Annotated in this window: 21 protein-coding genes and 1 tRNA gene; 5 read left to right on the top strand and 17 right to left on the bottom strand. The window is 50.3% G+C overall.

Annotated elements, in window-relative coordinates; genetic code table 11:
• Positions 1-223: 223 nt before the first annotated feature.
• The 10 genes from AAC022_RS01960 to AAC022_RS01915 form a co-directional block, all read right to left on the bottom strand.
• A tRNA-Met gene (locus tag AAC022_RS01960) sits at positions 224-295 on the bottom strand.
• Between the two features lie 193 nt (positions 296-488).
• Positions 489-1448 carry a TRAP transporter substrate-binding protein DctP gene (gene dctP, locus AAC022_RS01955; protein WP_339727461.1) on the bottom strand — a complete coding sequence of 320 codons (960 nt, stop codon included), beginning with the start codon at positions 1446-1448 and terminating at the stop codon, positions 489-491.
• A 124-nt stretch (positions 1449-1572) separates the two neighbouring features.
• A complete protein-coding gene (locus AAC022_RS01950; RefSeq protein ID WP_339727648.1) occupies positions 1573-2835 on the bottom strand; it encodes a TRAP transporter large permease in 1263 nt (420 codons plus the stop codon).
• Between the two features lie 56 nt (positions 2836-2891).
• Positions 2892-3422, bottom strand: a complete 531-nt coding sequence (locus AAC022_RS01945) for a TRAP transporter small permease (protein WP_339727459.1) — start codon at positions 3420-3422, stop codon at positions 2892-2894.
• Between the two features lie 47 nt (positions 3423-3469).
• Complete coding sequence (locus AAC022_RS01940; RefSeq protein ID WP_339727457.1) at positions 3470-3865, bottom strand: ectoine synthase; 396 nt, start codon at positions 3863-3865, stop codon at positions 3470-3472.
• 30 nt (positions 3866-3895) lie between these two features.
• Positions 3896-5191 carry a diaminobutyrate--2-oxoglutarate transaminase gene (gene ectB, locus AAC022_RS01935; RefSeq protein WP_339727455.1) on the bottom strand — a complete coding sequence of 432 codons (1296 nt, stop codon included), beginning with the start codon at positions 5189-5191 and terminating at the stop codon, positions 3896-3898.
• Positions 5192-5213: 22 nt separating this feature from the next.
• Entirely contained in the window at positions 5214-5723 is a 510-nt protein-coding gene (gene ectA / locus AAC022_RS01930) for a diaminobutyrate acetyltransferase (RefSeq protein WP_339727453.1), read from the bottom strand.
• A 407-nt stretch (positions 5724-6130) separates the two neighbouring features.
• On the bottom strand, positions 6131-6652 hold the full coding sequence (locus AAC022_RS01925; RefSeq protein ID WP_339727451.1) for a MarR family transcriptional regulator: 522 nt from the start codon (positions 6650-6652) through the stop codon (positions 6131-6133).
• A 157-nt stretch (positions 6653-6809) separates the two neighbouring features.
• Positions 6810-7790, bottom strand: coding sequence for a hypothetical protein (locus tag AAC022_RS01920; protein ID WP_339727449.1), 981 nt, complete (start codon positions 7788-7790; stop codon positions 6810-6812).
• A 62-nt stretch (positions 7791-7852) separates the two neighbouring features.
• Positions 7853-8677, bottom strand: coding sequence for a glycerophosphodiester phosphodiesterase family protein (locus tag AAC022_RS01915; protein ID WP_339727447.1), 825 nt, complete (start codon positions 8675-8677; stop codon positions 7853-7855).
• A 449-nt stretch (positions 8678-9126) separates the two neighbouring features.
• Here AAC022_RS01915 and AAC022_RS01910 point away from each other — a divergent pair, with 449 nt between their 5' ends.
• From AAC022_RS01910 to AAC022_RS01900, 3 genes are all read left to right on the top strand, one after another.
• On the top strand, positions 9127-11313 hold the full coding sequence (locus tag AAC022_RS01910; RefSeq protein ID WP_339727445.1) for an ABC transporter ATP-binding protein: 2187 nt from the start codon (positions 9127-9129) through the stop codon (positions 11311-11313).
• Positions 11303-12787: an HlyD family efflux transporter periplasmic adaptor subunit gene (locus tag AAC022_RS01905; RefSeq protein WP_339727443.1), complete on the top strand. Its 1485-nt coding sequence runs from the start codon at positions 11303-11305 to the stop codon at positions 12785-12787. Before AAC022_RS01910 ends, AAC022_RS01905 begins: the two co-directional genes overlap by 11 nt.
• Positions 12788-12997: 210 nt before the next feature.
• Positions 12998-14686 (top strand): TolC family protein, encoded by a 1689-nt coding sequence (locus AAC022_RS01900; protein ID WP_339727442.1) that lies wholly within the window; start codon positions 12998-13000, stop codon positions 14684-14686.
• Positions 14687-14873: 187 nt separating this feature from the next.
• On the opposite strand, the gene AAC022_RS01895 is transcribed toward AAC022_RS01900, so the two are convergent.
• The 7 genes from AAC022_RS01895 to AAC022_RS01865 all read right to left on the bottom strand — a co-directional run bounded on the left by AAC022_RS01895 (position 14874) and on the right by AAC022_RS01865 (position 22809).
• On the bottom strand, positions 14874-15881 hold the full coding sequence (locus tag AAC022_RS01895; protein ID WP_339727441.1) for a methyltransferase: 1008 nt from the start codon (positions 15879-15881) through the stop codon (positions 14874-14876).
• Between the two features lie 29 nt (positions 15882-15910).
• Positions 15911-16702 (bottom strand): peroxide stress protein YaaA, encoded by a 792-nt coding sequence (gene yaaA, locus AAC022_RS01890; RefSeq protein WP_339727440.1) that lies wholly within the window; start codon positions 16700-16702, stop codon positions 15911-15913.
• A gap of 92 nt (positions 16703-16794) precedes the next feature.
• Positions 16795-17910 (bottom strand): family 10 glycosylhydrolase, encoded by a 1116-nt coding sequence (locus AAC022_RS01885; protein ID WP_339727438.1) that lies wholly within the window; start codon positions 17908-17910, stop codon positions 16795-16797.
• A gap of 45 nt (positions 17911-17955) precedes the next feature.
• Positions 17956-18843: a hypothetical protein gene (locus AAC022_RS01880; RefSeq protein WP_339727437.1), complete on the bottom strand. Its 888-nt coding sequence runs from the start codon at positions 18841-18843 to the stop codon at positions 17956-17958.
• A gap of 24 nt (positions 18844-18867) precedes the next feature.
• Complete coding sequence (locus AAC022_RS01875; RefSeq protein ID WP_339727436.1) at positions 18868-21345, bottom strand: heme-binding protein; 2478 nt, start codon at positions 21343-21345, stop codon at positions 18868-18870.
• Between the two features lie 71 nt (positions 21346-21416).
• Complete coding sequence (locus AAC022_RS01870; RefSeq protein WP_339727434.1) at positions 21417-22259, bottom strand: endonuclease/exonuclease/phosphatase family protein; 843 nt, start codon at positions 22257-22259, stop codon at positions 21417-21419.
• 307 nt (positions 22260-22566) lie between these two features.
• A complete protein-coding gene (locus AAC022_RS01865) occupies positions 22567-22809 on the bottom strand; it encodes a hypothetical protein (RefSeq protein ID WP_339727432.1) in 243 nt (80 codons plus the stop codon).
• A 423-nt stretch (positions 22810-23232) separates the two neighbouring features.
• Here AAC022_RS01865 and AAC022_RS01860 point away from each other — a divergent pair, with 423 nt between their 5' ends.
• Together AAC022_RS01860 and AAC022_RS01855 are read left to right on the top strand one after the other, a co-directional pair.
• A complete protein-coding gene (locus AAC022_RS01860) occupies positions 23233-24222 on the top strand; it encodes a DUF1559 domain-containing protein (protein ID WP_339727431.1) in 990 nt (329 codons plus the stop codon).
• A gap of 221 nt (positions 24223-24443) precedes the next feature.
• Positions 24444-26057 (top strand): calcineurin-like phosphoesterase family protein, encoded by a 1614-nt coding sequence (locus AAC022_RS01855; RefSeq protein ID WP_339727430.1) that lies wholly within the window; start codon positions 24444-24446, stop codon positions 26055-26057.
• Positions 26058-26105: the final 48 nt, after the last annotated feature.

Here is a 26105-nt window from a genome sequence, read left to right as displayed (position 1 = left end):
AACTCCACTTTGTTTCGATGCGCTTCCACTACGGAAGTGCGAACACGGTATCCACGTACTGCAAAGCGTCGCCGCGTGCTGCTTCAGACAACGTTCCTGATGCAAGTCGCAAGCGATTTACATTTAGTCCGTCCTCTGAAGCCGATCTGCAAAACATCTGCCTTCGTCCGGTTTCTAGGGTAATGCTTTTTAAGCATTTGGTGAACCGGCGGTTGGCCGGCTCTGGTAGTTGGAACGGGACTCGAACCCGTACTTTCAGATTATGAGTCTGATGCTCTGCCATTTGAGCTATCCTGACGTTGACGTCATCTGGTTTAGAACCCATACACGGGACGTGCAGCGCCTAACCTGTTCGGTGGCCCGCACGCCGCTGGACAGACGACATACAACACTTCCCACTTGGACAAGCAGGGAGAGGCCGTGGTTCGGGGGCGATACAGAAGATGAAACGAAACGATGGATGCTGTTTAGAAATCAGCGGACTGGATCTAATCGTCTCGTTGAGCTTCCAAGGCCCTGATTTTTGTTTTGATCATTTCCAGCAGGCGTTGTCCGTCTTCACCGGTCATTTCAATGAACTGCTCTCGCACCGGCTGACTTGCCTGGCGGAATAATTCACGTTGCTCAGGAGTGAGTTCGGTGATGATTTTCAGTTTGGGTTTATTCTTACGAATTAAGTCCAGGCGATCACGGTTAAACTGTTTCTGTACTTCAAGAATATATCCGTTCAATTCGCCGACGACTTCAGTAATCAGCGTTTGGCGATCTGGGGGAAGCGAGTCGAAGAATTCCCGATTGGTCACCGAGGTACTAATAAAGGGGGCATGCCGGGCGAAAATCATCCAGTTGGTGACTTCGTAAAAGCTCATTTCCTGAATGGCAAACACCGGATTTTCCTGGCCGTCGATCATGTTTAATTGCAGAGCCGAATAGACTTCGGAATACGGCAGCGGAGTCGGACTTGCTCCGTAGGCTTGATACGCGGCCAGAAGTAAGGGAGACGTCATTACACGCATTTTAACGCCGCGGAAGTCATCGGGGGTTTGAATCGATTTCTTGGTGGTCCAGACCTGCCAGCCTTCTGAAAAAATGGAGAGTAGCTTCAAGTTCTTGCGGGCGTAGAGTTCGTTGAAGGTCTCGCGTAATTGGGGGTCTTCATTGAGAACTTGATTATTGATTTCGTCGTCGTCTGAAAACAGGAAGTGTAACAAAAAGACCTGCACTTCCGGGATCAGCTTGCCGAGATGTCCCGGGGATGCCATGGCAAACTGAATCACCCCCATATCGACCAACTCGGTGATCTGGTCTGACGTTCCCATCGTCCCATAGGGGTAAATCGTCACTTCTATTTGCCCCTCAGAACGTGCTTCGATGAGTTCCTTAAATTTGAGAGCGTATTTGTGTTGGACGCTGCCGATGGTTTCTTCTATCGCAAATCGCCACTGCACTGGTTTCCTGGACTGCGTCATGTTTTCTGAACTGCACGCAGGAAGCAGAGCAAGGCAGATCAGAGTACTGACGATGAGGAATAATCTGTGTCGCTGAAAAAAAACCATGGCGAGTCCACTTCGATCAATCAAAGGCAAGATTGCGCAGGAACAGGGAAATGTCGGGAAAGGCAATCAGTAACACGGCTGCAAATAACAGGATCGCAATGAACGGCGGGGTGCCTCGAATGACTTCCAGATAGGGACGCCTGAAGACGGCAATCGCCGTAAAGATATCACAGCCAAAGGGAGGCGTAGCAGAACCAATGGCGACTTGCAGTGTGACCACGATTCCGACCAGTACGGGATCAATGCCGGCTGCGGCGGCAACGGGGTGAAAGATGGGGGTCAGGATCAAAATCACCACGATCGGATCGACAAACATGCAACCGATAAAATATGCGATGGCAATCGTAAGCATGATCGTCCAGTAGCCGGAAGCGGCAGAGAGCCCCAGCCAGTCATTGATCAGTGCATCGGGAAGTTGTGCAAATGAGATCACCCAGCTGAAGGATGCACCGGCTCCAACGAGGATAAACACAACAGCGGTGACTAAACCTGTCGAGAGGGCAATCTCCGGAATGTCTTTCAACGAAAGTTCACGGAAAAAGAGAATTTCCAGAATCGCCGCGTAAAGTACCGAAACTGCTGCCGCTTCGATGGGGCTGAATATTCCTGAATAGATGCCGCCAATGATGATGACGGGGAATCCGAGTGGGAGCAAGGCTCGTTTCACTGCTGTCTTGCGTGTGGCGGAGTCTGCCTTCGGTTGTCGTGGGATTTTCATCCGAATCGAAGCGATCCAGCAATAGATACAAAACAGAAACAGCACCAGCAGTCCGGGACCGATACCGGCGATAAACAGTTCTCCGATCGAAGTACCGGAAACCACGCCATATACAATCATGCCGATACTGGGGGGAATCAACAGGGCAATATCGCTGGCATTGATAATGAGGGCTGTCGTGAAGGAATCGGGATAGCCGGCTTTTAAAAGCTGTGGGCGTAACGGGCCGCCGATCGCCACCACGGTGGCTTGCGTTGAGCCTGACATCGCTCCGAACAGTGTGCAACTGATGGCACTGGCAATCGGTAATCCTCCGCGCAGGTGTCCAACGAACGCTGTCACCAGATCCAGTAGTCGATTCGCTGAATTGCCTCGTGTCATAATGTCGGCGGCGAAGATGAACATCGGGACGGAAATCAGTGCCGCCGGCTTGATCCCACCGATCATCTGTTGAATGAGGACTGCGGGGGTGACATCCGGATGAAAGACCAGCAGAACGGCAAATGCAGCCACGATGAGGGGCACCTTCATTGGGAACCCTGTCATCAGCAGCAAGAGCATAACCCCGACGATGAGTAACGCTTCCACGAATTTACCTCAGATCGGAAAAGTTCAAGTTACACTTCTCCAACCACAGGTGTTTCATATTCGTCCTTTTGTGTGAACGAAATATAAACATCGGGAGAAATTACGTTACGTACAGCCGTCAACGTGTATTGGATACCTGACAGCGTAAACCCCAGCGGGACGCATAGATAAACCAGATACAGGGGAACCTGTAAAACGGGAGAGACCGTCCCAAGGAAATACACGGTGGAAATATACTCAAATGAGTACCAGGTCAACGCGAACATCAACAGGGCAGTGAATCCGCTGATGAAAGTCATCAAGATTTTACGCCAGCGTAGATTGAGCTGATCGTAAAAGGCAGTCATACGGATGTGTCTGCCGCGGCTGGTCGCGTAACTCAGACCGATGAATGTGACGATGATGATGAGAAATTGTGAAAGTTCGCCGGTGAATGCTAAACTGAAGCCGAGGAACGCACGACAAAACACATTGCCGATCGACAGCACGGCAATCGCGATGATCGACCAGGCAAGTAGAAATGATTCAATACGTTGGATAAAGCGGAAGAGCAGGTTCATCAAAACGGCTTTAGCTTACTTGCAGGAAACGGTTGTATTTTGTTGATTCAGTTTTCAGTCGCAGAAGCAGACGGGTAGGCGCCGTTTTCGTCGTGAACTTCCTGGCCGGTGACGGGAGGATTAAAGACACAGATCATGCGCAGCTTTGTTTTCGCTCTTAACAGGTGACGATCATTCTCATCGAGGGCATACATCATGCCGGGGGAAATCGGATGGGTGGGGCCATCGGGAATGAGTTCAATCTCGCCTTCCCCTTCAATACAATAGACGGCTTCCAGGTGATTTTGATACCAGATTTCGGTTTCCGTTTCCGGATGAATAATCGTATCGTGCAGGGAAAATCCCATTTTTTCATCCGCGAGTAATAACCGTCGACTGTTCCAGGTTTTGGCCTGGATATCGCGATCAGTTCCGAGAATTTCATTTAGTTGACGTACAATCATGATGTCTGTCTTTCTTTTGTGCTGTGCAAATCAGTCTGCGTGAACCAGGCCCAGCTCTTTTAAGGTGTTCTCGTCGTTGAATACTGCTTCAAGACTGTCGGCAACAATATTCAGACCCTGTAGCAGTTGGTCATCTTCGATGGTTAACGGTGGGAGAAATTTCAAGACATGACTATCTGTCCCGCTCGTCTCGATAATCAATCCGCGTTCGAATGCAGCGGCTGAGATCTTTTCTGGTAATGCAGGACATTCCTGACAGGCCAGTCCCCAGATCATGCCGGTACCGCGCACTTCCAGTTCAACGTCATTCACGCTTTCTGCAATCTCTTCCAGTCGATTTTGAATCAAGGCTCCTTTACGAAGGACTTCGCGTGCAAAGCGGTAATCGCTCCAGTACAACTCGATCGCTTCGGTAGCAGAGACAAATGCCAGGTTGTTGCCGCGAAAGGTTCCGTTGTGCTCACCCGGTTTCCATTGGTCCAGTTCTGATTTCATTAGTACCAGCGACATTGGTAAACCATAAGCACTCAAAGATTTCGAAAGCGTGACAATATCAGGCACAATTCCCGCTTTTTCAAAGCTGAAAAAGTTCCCCGTACGACCACAGCCAACTTGAATGTCATCGATAATCAACAAGATTCCGTGTTCCTGGCAGAGTGTTTCAAGTTGTTGCAGCCATTCTGAACTGGCGACATTCACACCACCTTCACCTTGCACCGTTTCGACAATCACAGCGGCAGGCAGGTCTAAACCGCTACTGCTGTCTTTGAGAATCGCCTCAAAGTATTCCAGCGTGTCCATGTTGGAGCCCATGTAACCATAGTAAGGCATAAAGGTCACGTTATTCAGAGGGGTGCCTGCAGCATCACGAAAATGGCTGTTTCCCGTAGCGGCAACGGATCCCAGGCTTACTCCATGAAAACCATTCGTAAACGAGATAACGTTCGTGCGCCCAGTTACTTTTCGGGCCAGTTTCAATGCGGCTTCCACAGCGTTTGTCCCAGTCGGACCAGTGAACTGGACTTTGTAATCGAGTTCCAGCGGGGAGAGAATTAGTTTTTCAAAAACTTCCAGGAAGTGGGCCTTTGCATCGGTTTGCATGTCGAGCCCATGCAGCATTCCGTCACGTTCCAGGAACTCGATGAGTTTCTCTTTCAGTTTTGGGTTGTTGTGACCGTAGTTTAAGGTTCCTGCGCCAGCAAGGAAGTCGATGTATTTGTTACCCGCTTCATCGTGCAAAGTAGCATTCTGAGCTTTCGTAAAAGTAGTGGGGAATGAGCGACAGTAACCGCGAACATTTGATTCGAGTCGATTGAATATGGACATGATACTGGTGATTTCTCTCTCTCTAATTTAGATTCAGTGAGAAGGGGCCGATCTGGTATCGTTCTTCGGGTTCGTGTTCTTCAGCTTGACCAAACAGTTCCGAAGAAAAACCGTTACAAGTTCGGCATTCTGCGTTGAGCCGTTTCGCTAGTGAGCGAAATAGTTTTTGAGACGATTGGTTGGATGGTGTAATCGTCGTTTCGAGGTGGTTCACATTGGAGTTGATCTGGCGAGATAGCAGTGCATCAAGCATACGCGATGCGACGCCGCAGGAACGCGCGTTACTATCGACGGCTGCCTGCCAGATAAAAAGGGTATTCTCTTGTTGGGGAGGATGATAGGCGGAAAGAAAACCGACAATTTTTGAATCGGATTCCGCAATCACACAGGTGTCATGAAAGTCACGACACAGCAAGAGCGAGACGTAATGGGAATTGACGTCAAGCGGGGGGCAACTCTTAATCAGGTTGGTTATTGCGAGGGCATCGGTCAACCGGGGCTCGCGAAAAATCAATTGGATGGCCTGTTCCATGGGACTTTGTAGTAATTAGCTTCTGAGAACGTTTCTCTTGCAAAAATATGTTTAGTGTCCAAAGTATATGGATGGTTTTGTTTGTTTATTACTTCTTGATAAATTTTCAGTAATAAGGGGTGTTTTATCTGTGCTGTTAAATAAAATACGGAAATTAACGTGTGTTGTCGAAGGTTTTACAGAGCGGATGGGTACAAGCGTTCTGTTTGAATGGTTTGTGTACGATGCTTTGTATGCAAATGAGTTGGGAGTGTCAACCCCCCACTGTTTTTAAATGCAGATGAAAGGAGCAAGGGTTATACGAATCGCAGTTTCCCTGAGTGCATTAATTTTGCGCAAGCAATTCCCATTGAGGAGATGAAAGAGGTTGGTTTCTCAGCAGTATGCGGAGATTGGGGCGAGGATGCCTATGGCTGTTCGTTCAGGTAAGCCGTATTTTCCTCTTCTGTGGTCGGTGTGACTTCACCTGCCGACAATACGGGCGATGCATCGAGATCTTCTGCGTCCATCATGTAAGCGATTCGTTGTAAGGTCGACAACATCTGCGTCTGTTCCCATTCCTGAAGTCTAAGCAGTTCTCGACGAAAGCGGTCTTGTAGCAGGGATGGGGCATTCTTCAGTACTGCCCGACCTTCTTCGGTGAGTTCGACGACAACAGTGCGTTTGTCTGTGCCTCTCCGTGAGCGGGAAACAAGATTGCGTGCTTCGAGTCGACTCAGGATACCGGTCATCGTGGCCTGACTCAAATGAATGGATTTTGCCAGAGCCCCCACTGTAATCGGTTGCATGCGGGCGATGGTTTGTAGTGATGCCAGTTGTGGTGCGGTCAGGCCGATTTCCTGCATCAGGCCGCGGGAATGTAAATCAATCGCACGCGTAATTCGTCGCAACGCGACAAGGACCTGGTCCTCAATACTAAGAGGCGACATGGGATGGGGTTCTCGATGTTTTCTGGAAATAAATAGAGAGCAAAGCAGATCTTACTCGATATTATGCAGACAAAGCAACGGTTTTCAACTTGGTTCAAGATCTGATGTGAAAAGCAATATGTACGATGTTCAAGATGGTTGTTCGATCAGACTGCGATTATGCCATCAGAAACAGGAACGCGTCATCGGCTTTTTGCTTTGTGTCGTCATTTTCGATGAAACGCCGGATCGTGTAATACCCATACAGCGTTTTGATGCGGTGTGTCAGACGGGCTTCGTCTCGCTTGAACATGCCTTCCCAGTAGATCGGTTCGCGGGGATCGTGTGCGGATTTGACTACGGGTCCGAGTTCGTGCTCCACATCGGGCAGTGAACGCCATAAGCGGATATGCTGATGATGTGCGGGCAACGCCAGTTGGGCGACCTTTTCGTAGCCAAAGCGGTTCAATTCGGTAATCGCAGCCGCATGGTTGATGATATGCCATAAACCGCCGAAACCTTGCTTTTTGATCGCAGCAGTCGAGATTAGCTCGGCGATCGTGACATCGACCATTGCCTGAATCGAGTCATACTTGGGAAAGTTATTGATTTCAGCAAGCTTGATCTGTTTCCCGGTCCGCCAGCCTTTCTCTTTACCATAATAGCCGCGGCCCGCATGCGTGTTGTTGAATCCTGCGGTCAGCTTGCGAATGCCGTCGATGATCTGAGGCGTGGCAAAATCAGTGTGGTCACGCAAGGCACGGACGCCGATCGAGGCGAAAATAATATTGTGACCTGATTGCCGCGTCTGGCCGACATTCTTTTGCAGGGCCCGCACAATCGAGTCGATCGCAGCTTCATTTGAGGCTTCCTGTGGGTATGGTTTAAACAGTTCGGTAGGTGTGATGCCCGCTTTTTTCGCGTTGAACCAGAATGCTTCCTCACCCGCGATGATGCGTTTCAGCTCACCGGTGATGCCAACAAAGACTTCATCGGGAAGCTCGCTTTGGTCTTCGCCAAAGAAATAACCGGCGGCGACCGCAGCGCCCAAGTGCCCGGCCATCTCTCCTGCCAGATGCGAGTGGGCCAGTCCACAGGTGCCCTTATACAGGTAATCGAATTCAATCATGGTTTGCGCTCCCATTGATGATGCATACATCAATCTTCGCCTGTCAGAGTGTCACGGTCAAGCAATTTCCGACTGGAGGTCATGAGACGAAGCTAATCGCGGACCGCATTCTGTTTGAGCACTGCTCGTAAGGCAAGAGGATAATCGGTCAGAATTGCATCGATGCCCACGGTCGCTGCACGTTGCCAGTTTTCTGGCATCTTCCCACCCACAGTCGGACCTGCGATGAAGGCCCGTTTGCCGGCTTGATGCACGCGTTCCATTTCTGCCTTCGAAGGGATATATCGCACATACACCCAGTCGGCACTGGTGTCGGCCAGCGAAGTGGGAAATTCACTGGCATTATTCGCGACGGCTGCGGTTTCTGCTTTGGGGGAAGTGGCTTTGATATTCGCGCGTACTTTGGGGTCTTGGATGGTTCTGCCAATGAAAATCAGCCGGCTCAAGATGCCATGTTTTTTCGCGAGGCGAACGACGTCCTGTTCGACGTTCTCATCTTTGAAATCAACGGCGATTAAAATGGGATGCTGTTTATAACCGGCGGCTAACTGTAGAACCTGTTCCACCGTCGGCACCTTTTCACCCGCAAAAGGGGAACCAAACCAACTCCCCGCATCAAGTTGTTTGACTTCTGCCAGCGTCAGGTCGCTCACTTTTCCCGAGCCATTCGTGGTGCGGTTGACGGTACTGTCGTGAATGCAAACCAGATGATCGTCTTTTGTGCGTTGCACATCAAATTCAAAGCCGAGCCGCAATTCCAGGCAGGCCCGGAAATTTGACAGCGTATTTTCCGGGGCGACTTTCAATAGTCCCCGATGAGCGACGATCAAAGGTTGTCCCGCAGGTGTAGAGTGAATGTTCACTTGCAAGGAGAGAGCTGCGATTACCAGAATCAAAAAGTCGTAAAGTCTTTTCATGCCTGTCTTCTTTTTTCATGATGGTTTACAATACGCGTTGTTTTTCAAACTGATTCATTCAGGGTACAGGTCGGGAATCAATTGTTCAATCATCGGTTATGCAAATCCATTCTTGTGAAATGCGGGATCGAAAATTGTGCTTACCTTGGGAGATCATTTCTTGTCTCTCGGTTTGGGGTGTCTAGAATTTGACGAGAATGCTCTCAAGAGCAGTGTTGTAGTAAGTTTTATGGGATGCCATGCAGTAAATAGACGATAGAAAATGAAGTGCTATTCTTGCGATCCATACAAGTGTCCACGTTTGTCTGTTTGCAAACTGCTTTGCATCGGATGTGACTTGGGATGGTCGTGCCCTGCCTATTGAAGATTCACTGGCTTTGTTGAACGTGTTTCAGCAGGTCAAAGTCGAAAATTTCTATATTTGATGGTCCTGTACTTACGAACTGCTCATGTCTACCACTCCACCTGACAACGCGGACATCTTGGCAGACGCTGATGCGAAGTCGGTCCAAATCGATATCAAAGCGGCTGCCTGGTTGTTTGAGCAACTGGCCGTTGATGCCGGTCATTCAGCTGATCGGACACGAATTCGACGTGCACTGATTGAAGCAGCCTCTGCGAGGGCCTCCGAAACTGACGATGACTGGTGGAATTGGTTAGTCGAAGCAAGCCGCAGTTTAGAGCTCCAATACAAAGTGATGGATTGTACTTTCCATGAACTGGTTGCAATCACCAGTGAAGGGGGGCGAGTCATCACCCGTGTAGGCGATGAGCATCGCTGGACTGCAATCCTTTCGGCAAAACGGCGTCGGTTCCAGATTCTACAACCACAGCGAGATCGAACCCGGATCTGGATCAGCTCCCGCAGGATACGGAGTGTCTTAAAGCTTTCGGATCAGGAGCAAGTGGTACGATGCCTGGTTATTGAACCAGAGCTCTCAGCGACTCATGCAGTATCAGGAGATACTCACGCCCATCGTCCGCTTGATCGAGTGCTAAAGTTGTTGAAGCCAGAGTTTTCTGACATCTGGATTATCACGGTTTTTGCGCTCGTCACGGGCTTGCTGGCACTGGCGACGCCTTTGGCTGTCGAAACGCTGGTAAATACAGTCGCCTTCGGTCGGCTACTTCAACCCGTAGTTATACTGGCGTTAATGCTGCTCGCCTTTCTTTCCTTCTCCGCGGCTTTGCTCGGATTGCAGATCTATGTTGCAGAGATCATTCAACGACGTCTCTTCGCGCGCGTGGCCGCAGATCTTTCGTTTCGATTGCCGCGCGTGGTTCCTGCTGCTCTGGATGGTCAGTCGGGGCGGGAACTGGTCAACCGTTTTTTTGATGTCATGACAGTCCAAAAAGCGACAGCTTCGCTCCTGTTAGACGGCATTTCGCTGGTGCTGAGCACCTTGATTGGTATGACAGTTCTGGCTTTTTATCATCCCTGGTTGCTGGGCTTTGATATTGTGTTGCTGATGTTGATTGTCTTTGTGATCTTCGTGCTGGGGCGTGGTGCCGTTAATAGCAGTATTAAACAGTCCAAGGCAAAGTATAAAGTAGCAGCCTGGTTGGAAGATCTGGTCAGTTGCGGAACTGCTTTTCGATATCGGGGGGCCGCTGAGTTTGCCTTGGATCAGGCAGATCATTTAACTTACGAATATCTGAGCGCGCGTAAGAAGCATTTTCGGATTGTAATGAGACAGATTATTTTTGCGTTGGGAATGCAGGCCGTTGCCAGTACCGTTTTACTGGGCTTGGGAGGCTGGCTTGTCATTTCTGGGCAATTGACTCTGGGGCAGCTTGTGGCGGCAGAGTTAATTGTGACTGTCATTGTAGGCTCTTTTGCCAAAATGGGCAAACATTTGCAGAGCTATTATGATCTCCTGGCTTCAGTTGACAAACTCGGGGTTTTGTTTGATCTGCCTATGGAACGCCAGGATGGACTCCTCAAAATGCCGCATCATCAACCTGCTGAAGTGACAGTCAGCCATGTCAGCTACGCGGCGACTCATCATGCCTCTCCTACAGAGCAAGTCAACCTGAAGGTTGAGGCTGGCGCACGATTAATGTTGATGGGGCCCAGTGGAACAGGTAAGAGTCAATTACTGGATGTGTTATTTGGACTGAGGACACCAGCGGAAGGACATGTTTCCATCAATGGGATTGATCCTCACGATCTACGCCCTGATGCGCTCAGGAAACATGTGGCATTGGTGCGGGATATTGAAATATTTTCAGGATCTCTGGAGGAGAATGTTCATTTGGAACGCCCCAACGTTTCCACGAGTGATGTGCGTGAAGCACTGCAACGCGTGGGACTGGTTGATGATATCCTGCGGCTCCCCGAAGGGCTGAATACTCATCTTGTAGAGACCGGTTATCCTCTCACATCAAATCAGGCGCGCAAATTGATGCTGGCACGTGCCATCGTCGGACGTCCCAGGCTATTACTGATTGACGGAATAATCGATGTCTTTCCCGATCGTGAAGCAGAGCAGTTGACTCAAATGCTGGTCGATCCAGCGCGTCTCTGGACACTGGTCATGGTCACCGGGCGTCTCAATCTGGCTGAACTGGGAACGGCAAAACAGGAGTTCGGGGGACAGGTCACTTCGGGAGAAGGGGGAAGTCATGTCAGCTAAACAGCAGCTTGATACGCCTGCATCACAGACTCAGAATCAACGTTGGTCAATGCTGGTACCCGTGGCTTATAGTGAATCTAGTATGCCAGCGTTGAGGCTGGCAAGATCATCGCGGCTTGCGCGAAAAATTGCCCGATTTCTGTTTGTGACGCTGCTGTTAACTATTATTTTGATGGCGTTTGCTCCGTGGCAGCAGTCTGTGACCGGCACGGGTAATGTGCTGGCTTATGCCCCGGATCAGCGTCAACAGGTAATTCAAGCACCGATTAAAGGACGGATTGCACGCTGGGGGGATAAAATCTTTGAAAATGCGCGCGTCGATAAGGGACAAGTGATTGCTCAGATAAGTGATTTGGACGAATCGTATGCGGAGCGTCTGGATTTGCAGTTGATGAACAGCCAGCAGTCAGTGACAGCTGCCGGCCAGCAACTGGAAGCGAGTCAGCACGCACTGGATGCGGCGAAGACGATCGTTGAATCCTATCAGGCACAAGTTCAGGCTTATGAAATTGTCAAGCGGGAGACGATTGCCGCCCAGGATGCCTATATCGAAATGGTCGCCAAAAAAGTGAAGGCCGAGAACCAGAAACTGGTTGAATATGAAGCCGCATTACCGCAATTGCAGGCCGAGTATAATCGAATGAAAACACTACAGGCTGAGAACAATATCTCGCTGCAGAAACTACAGGAAGTGAATCGAAAGCTAAAAGAAGCAGCCAGTAAAGCGAAAGGAGCCAAGTTTTACTACGGGGCCGCCCAAGATGAATTGTCAGGAAAGCAGAGTGAGCGAAAAGCAAAAATTGAGAAAGCTCAGGCGGATATCGACAAAACGAAAGCAATGTTACGAAAAGCGAACGGGGATGTCTCCAAAGCCGAAAGCGATATCGCCAAGGCGCAACAGGGGCTGAACAAGGCCGAAAAGGAACTACTCGATATGCGGGTCAAAGTTTCGCGGCAAGAGACTCAGGTGGTTAAGGCCCCCTTCGATGGCTACATTGTTCAGATCACGCCGAATCTGGGAACCGGGATCCTGAAAGAGGGTGATCCGATTTGTACTATTGTGCCTTATACGACCGAACGTTCTGTTCAAGTCTGGCTCGATGGGAATGACGCACCACTCGTTGAACCAGGGCAGCCTGTGCGGCTGCAGTTTGAGGGATGGCCGGCAGTCCAGTTTGCCGGTTGGCCTTCGGTGGCCGTCGGGACCTTTGGCGGAACAGTTGTTTCTGTTGATGCCACCGACAACGGGAACGGAAAATTCCGAATTCTGGTTCGCCCGGATCCCGCAGACATACCCTGGCCTCAAGATCGGTTTCTTAGACAGGGCGTGCGTACGAACGCCTGGGTTTTGCTGAAACGGGTTCCTCTCTGGTACGAAGTCTGGAGAAAGCTCAATGGGTTCCCACCTGTGGTCTCAATCAATGAGCCAGGCCAGAAAAGTAATAAGAGCAAGCCTCCCAAGCTGCCTAAGTGAGAATAGGGGTGCTGGGTTGTGTTTGCGGACTTCGTTGTTTGTTGCGGAAAAATAGAGATTTTCTGTGATAACGCTTAGAGTGTTCTTACTCTCTGTCAATGCCCCCGTCCACTTATGCCGAATTCTAAAACAGAGCGCTTTGTACGGATTATAGTAACTGTATTAGTAATTCAGGTTGCTGGTGAAGCAGACCAGTAGAGTGATTCCGCGATGTTTAGAACTTTTGTACCGTTTCTCTCCGCAACAATGGCAGTCGGATGTGCTGGCACACAACAGAATGTGTCACAGTCTGAAACGCCTTCTGCTATTGCACGGATCACGGTTGAGGCGGCTTCGCCCGATCCAGTTGATGCGGCACAAATTCAACTGAATCCTCAGCGCGACCAGGAAGAACCGCCCACAGACCAAACGCCTACAGACAAAGCGCCAGCTGAGCCAGCACTGTCTTCTCAGCAAGTGTCACTTGTTTCGGCTGAAATGATTAATGAAGAAGCGTTTGCCATTCCCAACATTCCTCCTTTGCCAGGTGAAAACTTGGAGCCCAGCCGGAATGGGCTGGTTTTGGAAGACGTGATTAACTCGGTTTATCAAAGCTACCCATTGTTGGATGCCGCGATTTATTCACGCGAAGTTGCTTCCGGTGAGCGTTTGCAAACCTTAGGAGAATTTGACCGTAAATTCAAAGCAGCTACTGAAAATGGGCCGATGGGATATTATAAAACGTATCGCCAAAATATCGGTCTGGTGAAGCCCTTGTATCAGGGGGGGGAACTCTTTGCCGGTTATAAAATGGGTCGTGGAAATTTCCAGCCTTGGTATAAGGAAAGGCAGACAAATGAAGCGGGGGAGTTTAAAGCAGGTTTTTCGGTACCACTCGCCCGAAATCGAGACATTGATGCACGACGGGCTGCGTTATGGCGTACGACATTTGGCGTAGATGCTGTTGAGCCGGATATCCAGGCACAACTCATCGGTTTCGTTCAGGAAGGCACCTACGCTTATTGGGATTGGGTAGCAGCAGGCGCCAAGCTTGTCATCGCAGATCAAATTCTCAAGCTGGCTGAATCGCGGACTGATCGTATTCGTAGTCAGGTTGAAAATGGATTTCTCGATCCACCGGAATTAACCGATAACTTGCGATTGGTTGCTGAGCGTTCAGGAAAGCGGGCCTTTGCCGAACGAAAACTTCAACAGACGGCGGTCAAACTTTCATTGTTTTATCGTGATGCCAGTGGTGAACCGCTGATTCCGGGGCCTGATCAGATCCCCGTTTTTCCAGAATTGATGAAGATTGATGCGGAACGGGTTGAATACGATGCTAGATTAGCACTGGAACGGCGGCCGGAAATTTTCGCACTCGAATTATTACGGCGCCAGTTGGACATTGATCACTCTGAGGCCATGAATGATACTCTGCCAGAGGTGGATTTAGTGATGGCAGCCGCTCAGGATATTGGTTATCGAACCGATCCCAAGAATGATAAAGGCCCTTTTCAACTCGATGCAATGCTGTATGTAGAAGTTCCCCTTGAACGTCGCAAAGCCCGCGGGAAAATTCAGTCGGTGGGCGGCAAGATCTCGCAGCTGACTGCCAAACGCAAATTAACCGAAGAGAAAATTATTGCTGAAGTCGAGTATGCCTACGCCGGGTTGACCGGAGCTTACAAACAGGCTCAACAGGCGGAGCTGGCCGTTGGCTATGCAGAAGACCTGGCACGTCGCGAACGTCGCAACTTCGAAGAAGGGTTGTCGGATCTGTTGAAAGTAACTTTGCGAGAACAATATGCAGTTGAGTCTGCAGAAAAAGCCGTCGATGCGAAACTGCAGTATTTCAAAGAACAGGCAGACTACCGGGCAGCACTGGCAGAAGATCAGCTTCCTACATCTCAAGGTGAGTGACAGTCGCTCGCTGCTGGAAGATCAATTGATGGTGGCAGGCGGGCATTACTCTAGTCGTTTCGTTGACCATGAGATGAAAGATTCAGCAGAGCCTGTTGGGGAAAACTTTGGATCAGACAGCGGATTCACCTATCTGATCAATATGAATCTGCAGCTCGATATCAGTGCCGACGTCGGCTTGAATCTGCTAACACTTGACGCATTCCAGGATGCTGAGTTCGGACTCCGTCGAGATAATGCGTTCCAGTTCGAAACCTGCCTGTTTGAACAGGGACCGGTATTCCTCTACCGTGCGTTCCTTACCGCCGGGAATTAACAGCATTACCAGATCGAGAAACTTGCCGGCGAATTGTTCGTTCCCTTCAGGAATGATACTTTCAACGACCAGCAGTTTGCTGTTTTTCGGCATGGCGGCATGGCATTGGCGAAGAATAGTGAGCGATTTTTCATCGTCCCAGTCATGAATAATGTGACGCATAAAATAGGCGTCCGCTCCCTCGGGAACGGATGCAAAAAAGCTACCCTCAATCAGGTCACAGCGGTCACTTAATCCTGCCTGCTTGATATGAGCTTGAGCCCGTTCGACAACATGCGGCAGGTCGAACAAAATGCCTTTCATCTCCGGGTACTTCTGCAGAATGCTGGATATGTTAGATCCGTTTCCGCCGCCGATATCCAGCAATGTTTTCATTTCCGAAAAATCGTACGACTCCAGGATCTCGCCAGTCTCTCTGCCATGAATGCCGGTCATCGCCTGGTCAAAAACCTGTGCCTTGTCAGGATGCTCTGGCAGGTACTCGAAGAACGGTTTTTCAAATACTTTATCGAATGAAGTTTTGCCGGTTCGGATGCTATAGAGAATTTCGCCCCATGCCTGAAAATGTTCGTCGCCTGTCATCATGGCCAGCGCCCTTTTGGAACCCGGAACATCGCTGCGCAAGAATTCCGCTAAAGGGGTTAAGCCGAATTTCTGTTGCTCATTTTCGATAAATATCCCTACACTCGCCAGAGCACGTAGCAGACGATAGAGTGCCCCCGCATTGGTATCTGTGGCGGCAGCCAGCTGCTCGGCCGTTTGCGGCCCTGAGACCAACAGGTCGGCAATCCCCAGACTGGCGGCAGCGTAAATGGCTTGCGACGACCAGTAGCCGGTAATCATCTGATCGAGTTGCTGGTGGGAAGCGGTCTCAGTCATGGGACTTTGTTTCTCTAAATAAGGAGTTGTTATTTCTTTCCGACCGGCGGTGGCTGCGGACGAGAAAATGTCAATTTATCAGCCGACGATTCATCGGCCTGATATTCGTATCCATTCAAGTTGAACTCGGTCAGTTGTTCTGGAGCATCAATCCGGTTTTGAATCATCCAGGCCGCCATTCGCCCCCGGGCCTGCTTGGCGAACAAGGCAATCGTGCGTGATTTGCCGTCTTTGATTTCCTTAAAGACCGGCGTGATCACGGGACCGACGAGTCCACGGGGTCTGACACTCTTAAAGTATTCATTGGAGGCCAGATTGACGAGTGCTTTCTGTTTGTGTTTTGCCAGGTCATGATTGAGAGACTCGGTGATTTTATCTCCCCAGAAGTCATACAGCGATTTACCGCTGCGTGTGATGAGACTGGTTCCCATTTCCAGACGATAGGCCTGCATCAGATCCAGTGGGCGCAATACGCCGTACAAGCCGGAAAGAATTCGCAGGTGATCTTGCGCGAAGGCGAGATCACGGGCTTTGAATCGTTTGGCATCAAGTCCCTGATAGACGTCACCATTAAATATCAGGAGCGCTTGTTTGGCATTGTCTGTGGAAAAGGGCCGCGACCATTGATTGAAGCGGCCATGATTAAGCTCGGCCAAGTCATTACTGATGCCCATTAACTCGCTCAATGATTTTTTGGACATCCGCTTCAGCTTTTTGGCGAGCGTCTCAGCTTGATCCAGAAATTCGGGCGTCGAGAATTTCGATGTCTGCGTTTGCGGTTCCAGATTCAGAGATTTAGCGGGAGAGAGTACCGTTAACATGGTCGCGATCCGTCCTTCTGCGGGTTGGTTTGTATCCGCCTTGGTTATAGATCGCGCGTGTCGGATTGTCAACAAACTGAAAATGGAGTCGTCTACGGTTTGATCGCGCGATAGTATTCGATCATCGCGTTCACTTTGTCCGTTTGTGGATGCAGTGATCCCCAGCGGAAGACCATTACCCCGGTCGCCGGCAGACGGGTGCCGTGATCAAGGACCGGTTTGACCTGTGCGACAGATACTGGTTCGCCCCAATCCGAGAGTTGAACGATCGGCCAGATTTTGAGTCGTTCTCCCGGTTCGCCTTTGATGCCCAGATGTTTGCCCAGCCAGGCAGTCTGACGGGAGATCCAGGCGGGGTCGTCTGGATGATTGAAACGGGCGTGATAAGGCATGATACTGAAGACATCGACATACTTTGCCTGTGCTTTAAGATCGATGGCGAGTTTGTTTTTGAGCGCGCCGTTGAAATCGGTGCTAGACCACGGGCAGTGAAATGTTCCCAATAGCGCCTTGGGTCGTGTTTCCTTGATGATCGAACGGAATTCGCGGACCCAGTCGGTAAAGACATCGCAGCGCCACTGGACCCAGGCCGCTTTCTGTTTTTCCAGCAGTTGTTGGGATAGTTTAGATGTGGGAGCATCAGGCAGCGAAACTTTGGTATCTCGCTGAAACTGTTTCAGACAGCGATCACAAAAACAGGTATCTGGCATGTCGGGAACCGCGCGTTCCCAGCTGGCGTGACTGTGATGATAATCGAGCCAGATGCCGTCGATTTCATATTTCTTGAGTACTCTACGGAACTCATCCATCCGAAATTTGCGATAGTCAGGATGCGTCGGACAGATCCCCTGCCAACCCTGTGGCGCCGGGCAGACTTTTCCGTCGACACCAATCGGGGCAGCGTCGGGATGTTCTTTGAGATAATTGGCGACGTGCATGGTATTGAATTCGGCAAAGACTTTTGCGCCCTGTTGTTTCAATTGTGCGATGCGTTTGTCGGTCAAGCTGCCCGATCCCATGAAGATCGCATTCACGCCCAGTTCAGGAAGCGTTTTGTTCTGTTCCAGTAGTTGTGTGGGCGCACCGCCATAGATGCCACGAACTTTAGTATGCGGCCGTGGTTGTGGCTCTGCTGACTGGATGGGGGATTTTTGAACCAGGAGCAGGCAAGTTAATATGAATAAAGTCCACTTTGTGTTTCTGGTCATTTGTTTTCTGGGCATTTGATTGTCTCGTAACTGGAAAAAAAGGGCTCAATCAGTTGAATTGGTATTCAGAATTTCCGTGAGCCACTCTCTCGCTCGGGTTCGTTCGGGAATGTCTTTCAATACCCATTCGTCGGAATGATTGGGGTAGGGGAGGGACATGAAGGTGAACTGACCTTTAGATTTTGACGCCTGCAGAAAGTTCTCCGTTGCGCGGGTGCTCCGTTCGTGGCTGATGAATTGCGGGCGGGTGCCCAGACGCTTCAGTCGTTTGTGGGCGGAAGCGATGTCGCTGTCGGGGTAGTTCCATTTGCGCACGCCATCATAATGACTGTGAGGCAGCATCGCTTTCCAGATCGCTGCGATTTCATCGTCGCGCAGGCCGATATAGTTGCAGGCGATGGCGCCGCGTGAGAAACCAGTGAGGATTACATTCTCGGGATCGCCGCCAAATTCCCGACAGATCCGGGCGACCGTCTGTTTGCAGTAGTCGGCAGTGGCATCCGGATTGCCCCACCATTTGAGAGCGTGCTTGCCGATTTTTGAATCGACGAAGGGCAGACTGACCCAGATCATGCCTGCGCCGTCCGATAAGCCATAGCCCAGTTTGCAATCCTGCACACGGCCCCGGCTGCGATCATTGAGGGCATTCTTAAAGCCGCCGTTTCCGGGATATTCCATGATCACGGGATACTTTATTCCCGGTTTCCAGTCGGGAGGGAGATAGAGGGCGTGCGCGATTTCGGTTTGTTCAAAGCCGGGGTTCGTCTGCCAGACCCGTTTGCCGGCCTGCGGTTTTTCATGTGTGACTTCTGGGACCTTGAGGTCGGACGGGAGACTGTTGAGATTGACCGGTTCTGCTGCCGAGCTCTGAATGGTGTTGCAGAACAATAACAGCGCGAGTCCCAGATAGTTCACACAATTCCGTACTGACATGTTACAGGTTGTTCCCGTTTAAAGTTATTTCTGCTTCAGAAACGCATCCGCCTGGGGATTGCCGCCTGCTTTGAGATAGGCCAGCAGATCGAGAATTTCCTCTTTGGTGAGAACATTGATCAGGCTGGCGGGCATCGGTGATGTTTTGGAGAGAATAGACTCTTCGATCTCGTCCCGGGCGACGGGCACAGTCGTCTGTTTGATCGGATCGGTTTCGACGGTGATGGTTGTCTTGTTGACGCCGACGGGGCGTCCTGTTACGACCTTTCCGCTGTCAAGGATATAAACCGTGTAAAGGTATTTTTCGTCCATCACTTTGGATGGCGTGATGATCGATTCCAGAATGGCGCGGCTGTCGAAGCGTTTGCCCACGTTGGTCAGATCAGGGCCGACTTGGGCGCCTGTAGAACCGATGCGATGGCATTTCAGACAACTGGCAGCCAGCAAAGCCTGCCGCCCACTTTTAAAGGAGCGGTTGGTCGTGACGGCTGCCAGATGTGGTTCGAGATCGTCAAGTTTCCAGTCCTGCACCATGGGACGGGTGGGGACGATTTCTTCTTCCACCAGCGGTTTATCGAGGGCAGCAATTTCTTTGCTGAACTGCTGACGTTGCTGTTCGGTGAGCATCTCTAAGAAGTCGACGCGGATATCACGCAAACGTTCGGTCAGCTGTTTGCCGCCGGAAAAGGTGCGGGCGTGTGCCAGCCAGGTGAGGAAATTATGTTGCTGCTCTTTATTCCAACCCTGTCGGGCGAACGTCAGAGTACGGGCTGCCCGAATCTGTTCTTCCTGTGTGGATGTGTCGGTGAGTAGATTGACTGTTTGGGGGACGACGGTCTCGTCTTTTAAATAGACCAGCAAGTCGCAGAGCAGGTGATTGGCACTGCTTGTGGCATGGGGATACAGCGGCTGCAGACGTTGCTTGAGTGCGTTGGCCTGTGCTGCCGTTGGTGCGTCGAGTCGAATGAAACAGAGCTCGTAAGCACGCAACAGGGCGAGCAGCTGTTGCTGTTTTAATTGCTTCAGGTCAATGCGGTTCAGTGCGGTGAGGACCGGGTCTTTGTCCTCAGCAGTTCCCTTGTGGCACAGAGCAATCAGGCCGGCGATGGCGGCGGTGGGATTTATTTCTGTAAGGACCCGTGCACGCCACCTGGAAACGTCCTGGTTTTCAATCGCCCGTCGTGTGGTGAAGCGGAGCCAGCGATCTGGGCTGCTCAGGTGAGGCCAGAGTAAGTTGATATCGGTGACTGGTTTCGTCTGATACTGTTCGAGCTGCTGTCTCAGTTTTCGTGCCGCCAATGCCAGGGCTTCCGTTTTCTTGTCAATCTTGGGGGCCGTCGAATTTGTCTTTTGATTTGCCGTCGGCGTCACACGGTACAGCCCCGATTGCGAACCGCGGCCGCCGGTGATGAAATAGAGGGCACCATCGGGGCCGAACTGCATATCACAGACATTCAGTGGCCCCCCTTCCAAAAAGACCTCGTATTGGCAGGTAAAGCTGGCGCCAGCGGGAATCAGATCGACGAGCAGGATACGACCATTCTGCCAGTCGGCAATATACAGCGAGTTTTTAAAGCGTTCGGGAAACTTGCTGTCTGTGCCAAAGATTATGCCGGTAGGAGAACTCAGGCCGGTATCGAGTGTACTGGGGAGGCTGTCGGCGTAATATTCGGGCCATTTGCCGGTGCCCCAGCGCCAGCCGTATTCTCCTCCCTGGATAATATGGTTCACGCGTGTCGGGCGATACCAGGGTTGTCCTACATCCCATTCCATGTCGGCGTCATAGGTAAACATTTCCCCTTCCGAATTGAAGGCCATATCGACCTGATTACGAAATCCGCCTGCCAGAATCTCCCAGGTTTTCCCATCGGGGTCCGTTTTCAGTATATAACCCACACGATCATCCTGACCGGCGTCGTGGGGATTCGGCAGCAGGTGATCGTTGTGCGGATCACGGTAAGGAGAATTGGGTGAAACGCCTGCGGGGAACGCGACATCGTTGCCGACCACCAGATAGATGTTCTGATCAGGGCCGAGGACAATTTGATTGCTGCCATGCCCGAAGCGGCTGCCATACTCCAGTTTTTTCAAGAGTTGACGTTGATCAAACTGACCATCGCCGTTGGTGTCTTTAAAGCGATGCAGGCCTTTGCCGTTGGTCTCACTGATATACAGACTGTTGTGCGCATACAAGACGCCGCGACAATGTTTGAGCGTGTTGTCGATTTTTTCGAATGGGATCTGTTTCGGATCGTCGTTGAGCGTGAGTCGTCCGAGGCCCACATCGTCGAGCCCCAGAATCAGTCGTCCCTGATCGTCGAACGTCATACTGATCCACGAGCTTTCCCCTTTCTGTGCGGAACGGATTAGCTCGACCCGAAAGCCGGGCTGCACGCGAATGGAACCGACGGGCGTCGCCTGGAACTCTTCAGCGGTGCCCTGACTGAGCGATCCAAAACAGAGTAAAATGCACGCGACAGCAATCCATTTCAAGTTTCTCATCTCAGTTTATCCAGGTTCTTGAATCAAGTATGTCAGGTAGATGAAATAGGCTGATAAGCTTGTGGCCGTCATCACTGCTGTATTAATTTCAGAATCGCAAAGACGGGGCGATGATCGGAGGCCAGCGGTTCGTCGATGACTTTCGATTCCACCATTTCGAATCTTGTAGCCGGTCGATAGAAAATATAATCGATGCGGGATCTTGGTTTGGTGGAAGGAGCCGTCGGTGTGGCGTCGTCATCAATGGCGTTGGTCCATTGTTTGAGTAAAATTTTGATAGGATCGGTATCCGGCTGGGCGTTCATGTCGCCTGCGAGAATTGTGGGAACGCCATCGTTGGATGCGAAATGTTTGTTGATGGCTTTGGCTTCTGCCACGCGATCTTCAGGCAGATTGTGTTGAAAGTGAGTGCTGATAAAACGCAGTGGTTTGTCGCCCGGTCCTTTCACCGTGACGACGATAGCACCGCGTGGATAGGTCACCAGCTGCGGTGTACTTTCGGTATAGGGCAGCGGTTGAATCATCACATCAAGAATCGGTAGCCGTGTGAGCACTGCGTTGCCGAACAGTCCCCCTTCGTAGTGTTGTGTGGGACCAAAGCGGACTTCCATGCCGGTCAGTTCGGCAAGACGCTGTGCTTCATGCACGCGGCCGGAGCGTTTGACGCCGACGTCGACTTCCTGTAGTGCGACGAGATCTGGTTTCGTTCGTTCAATTACTTTGGCCAGACGAGCGACGTCATATTTTCCATCGGTGCCCTGACCGTAGTGGATGTTGTAGCACAAGACGCGAAGCGTATCTGCTTTTTCCGCACTCTCTACGTTGGGAGAAGACAAACAGAGGAAGCAGAGAGCACTCGCCCATGGCAGTGCGCGAGACAGAAAACTCAGATTGAATAGACAACGTTTCTGCATGGTAGTTGGCTCCTGGGCGAAAAAGTCTGGTTGCCGTTATGCTCTCTCCAGGGAAGACAGAGCGGTAAGCTTCTACTTTTACTATGAGAGAACCGTTTACTGGCGTCAATCCAAGAGGTGGGTTTCCTCGCACAAAACCGGCTGCGTAGAGTGCAGCCGATTTACGAGCATTCAGGAGTCGGGATCGTAAATTTCTGAATACGCAGGCATTAAGCGTACCATAAACGGTCTGAATTCATTCACGTCTCAGGGCGATTCAAAGCGGGAGAAGGTGTGCCGATTCTGATCTACCTCTGAGCGGAATGTCTTATTCGTCATCCTCGGAAGGCGTTAAACTTCCCCAGAGGCAAAGCCCACCGAGCAGTGGTCCGGCGATACCGAGTGGCCAACCCCAGGCCCAGATGATGATCATTTTAATCAGGCCTCTTCTGCCCCTGGCTTCAGCATCAACCATGGCATCGGGATACATCAGAGATGCCACCCCAAGGCCGATCAGGATCAAACCAAACAGAACGGATTGCCAGTTTTCAAGTAGATATCTGGGATGCATTTGAGGGAGCCTCGATGAAAACAATATTTGTTGGAGCGTCTGCAGTTGATCAATTAAAAAAACGAATACGTGAACAAAACATTGTATTCGGATGACACCTACTGTCAACTCATCCATGGTTCCATAACAGGTAATTAATATTTTGCCGTGCTGTGAATCAAGATAATTTTTGAAACGAAATCGTGGTTGTGCGTCTGACAGGAAGAGTGTGAAGTCTCGTTCGAAAATGGTTCGACATGGATTCAAGCAAGTATTCATTTTTCGGTCACGTAATCTTCATAATCTGACAGTACGATCTGCCCAGCTTCGGAGAGCGAACGATCCTTCCTTCCGATAACTGGTCATATAAGACCGATCCCGGCATCAAATGCCTTGAAATACGAAAACAATTTAATTTCTATTTTTCTTTTGAGGAGTTTATTGATGCTTCTTCGTTTTTCGCGTGCTGTTGCGCGTGTTGACAAATCCGTACGTCGTTCTCGTGGATTTACTCTGATTGAATTGCTGGTGGTGATTGCCATTATCGCAATTCTGATTGCGCTTCTGTTACCTGCCGTGCAACAGGCACGTGAAGCAGCTCGCCGCAGCAGCTGTAAAAATAATCTCAAGCAGTTGGGACTGGCACTGCAAAACTATCAGGAGACACACAGTGTCTTTCCTCCCGGAGGAGTGATTGGCCCTTGTGCCGGAAATCCTCCAGTCAATCTTTCAGGCATTCAAGATTGCGCAGGCGGACAGAGTCTGGGGGGAAACTGGTTACTCTACGTTTTGCCACAGATGGAACAAACCGGTCTTTGGGACATCGCAGCTCCCATTCTGAGTGCAAGAGATCCACTGGATTATATGAATAATAAATTTGGGCATTTCACTCCGGTCGCCTTTCGATGTCCGAGTCATCCGGTGGATCGCCGAAAGGATGTTGGTTTTCGTGCGTTAGAAAATATGTCTCGTGGAAACTATGCCGCAAATTATGGGTCTGGTGATTTGCTGGATTCCTATACCAGCCAGAACGGGGGCATATTTACGATTAATTCTTCAATCCGAATGACGGATATTAAAGACGGAAGCAGCAATACCGTATTGGTTAGTGAGGTCCAATATCGCGATAGCGTAAGAACTGATTCGCGTGGTGCCTGGGTCTATTCTGGAATGGGCGGGTCCGCTTTCAGTACTGGCCGCAATCCAAACAGTGTGATTCCAGATATCCTCGATAGTTGCAGCAATTCTACAGAGCTGCCTTGTTCAACCGCAATTGATGGTACTCAAATCGCTGCTGCGAGAAGTTTTCATGTGGGTGGCGTGCAGGTTTGTTTCGCTGATGGTTCGGGACGCTTTATTTCTGAAAATATCAGTGCAGAAATCTGGAAAGCGTTAGGGACACGGATCGGTGGGGAAGTGATTGGCGAATTCTAAAGCGTCAGGTCTTTTACGAAGTATCTGATTGTCTGTATTACATTAAGCCAGGGGAATGAATTTGATCGTTCCCCTGGTTTTGTATGCAATTGCACAGTGTTTATATCAACTTCGTTTATGTCAACTTCATATAAAATCTGGTCTATGGGTTTTGCGACGACGGTGTGCAGCGTAACATAAACAGAGACAATTAATCTGGTTTATTAACAGAGGGAAAATAAATGAGTCGATCATCACTTATGAAATTTGGTCTAACGTTACTTCTGATCATTTCTTATCAAGAAATCGGGCAGGCAGAATCGAAAGCACAGCAGACGGCCACCGGTTATGTGTTTCACGATGCAAACAACAATCGCAAACGGGACGCCGGGGAAAAAGTTCTGTCGGGGGTTCGTGTGTCGAATGGCGTTGATATTGTCAGCACCGATGAATGCGGCCAGTATCAGCTGCCGGTCACTGAGGATACGATTCTGTTTGTGATCAAACCACAAGGCTGGCGGACGCCACTGAGTAAGAATCTGACACCGGAATTTTATTATATTCACAAGCCGAACGGCTCACCCAAAACAAAGTACGCGGGCGTTAAGCCAACTGGACCTCTGCCCGCTTCGGTCGATTTTCCGCTGTATCCTCAGAAAGAGCCCAGCCAGTTCCGGGCGATTTTCTTTGGTGACCCGCAGCCACGCGATCAGAAGGAAATTGATTATATCGCGCATGATGTGATTGAAGAACTGGTCGGAACCGATGCTTCATTTGGCGTGACTCTGGGGGATATTCTGTTTGATGATTTATCCCTGTTCGAATCGCAGGCACGTGGTATCGCGCTGTTGGGGGTTCCCTGGTACAACATCATCGGCAATCATGACATTAACTATGACGCTCCCAACGATAAACTGAGTGATGAGACATTTGAGCGTGCCTTCGGCCCGGCTTATTATTCATTCGATTACGGGACGGTGCATTTCATCGCAGTAGATGATGTTGAGTGGGTCGTTTCTGAAGGGAAAAAGAAGGGCAAATATCAAGGTGGGCTTGGTAAAGAGCAGATGGCGTTTATCAAGAACGATCTCAAGCAGATTCCCGAAGATCAACTGGTCGTGCTGATGATGCACATTCCTCTGGTGGATGTGGAAGATCGACAGGAGTTGTATCGGTTGATTGAAAAACGTCCTTTCTGCATGTCGATTTCCGGTCATACACATCACCATGAACATCGTTTCATTACCAAAGCTGATGGCTGGCGTGGGCCGAAGCCGCACCATCACATCATCAACGTCACAGTGAGTGGCAGCTGGTGGTCAGGGGCTCCTGATGAACGAGGCATTCCCCACACGGTAATGGCCGATGGCGCCCCCAACGGTTATTCGATCATCACCTTTGACGGGAAAGAATACAATCTGGACTTTCGGGCCGCAGGACGGTCAGCAAAGTATCAGATGAATATTATGGCTCCCGAACAAGTCACCGCCGATCAGTTGGCCGAGACTGAAGTTCTGGTCAATATTTTCAACGGATCGGAACGATCGAAGGTTGAAATGATGATTGGCAAAACAGGAACCTGGGTTCCCATGCAGCATCAATTGGGCATTGATCCCAGCTTCAAAAAACTGTCTGAGTCAGAAAATGGTGTGAAAGACAAGAAGTATCGTAATTTGCCAAAAGCGAAAAATTCGACGCATCTCTGGCATGCGAAGTTGCCCGCAGGGTTGAAACCGGGAACGCATCTGTTACGGATTCGTACGGTGGAACTGGATGGCGACAAGCTGCAAAGCGGCCGCGTGATTCGTGTGCTGCCTGCTAAAGAAACGGCTGCCACGGAAGTGACAGAAAAGTAAGCGCATCAGCTAGCTGATAATGAGAACAGGGGAATGCGAATCGATTTC

The sequence above is a fragment of the uncultured Gimesia sp. genome, assembly GCF_963976445.1.
Lineage (GTDB): Bacteria > Planctomycetota > Planctomycetia > Planctomycetales > Planctomycetaceae > Gimesia.
This window is presented reverse-complemented; position numbering and strand designations above follow the sequence as displayed.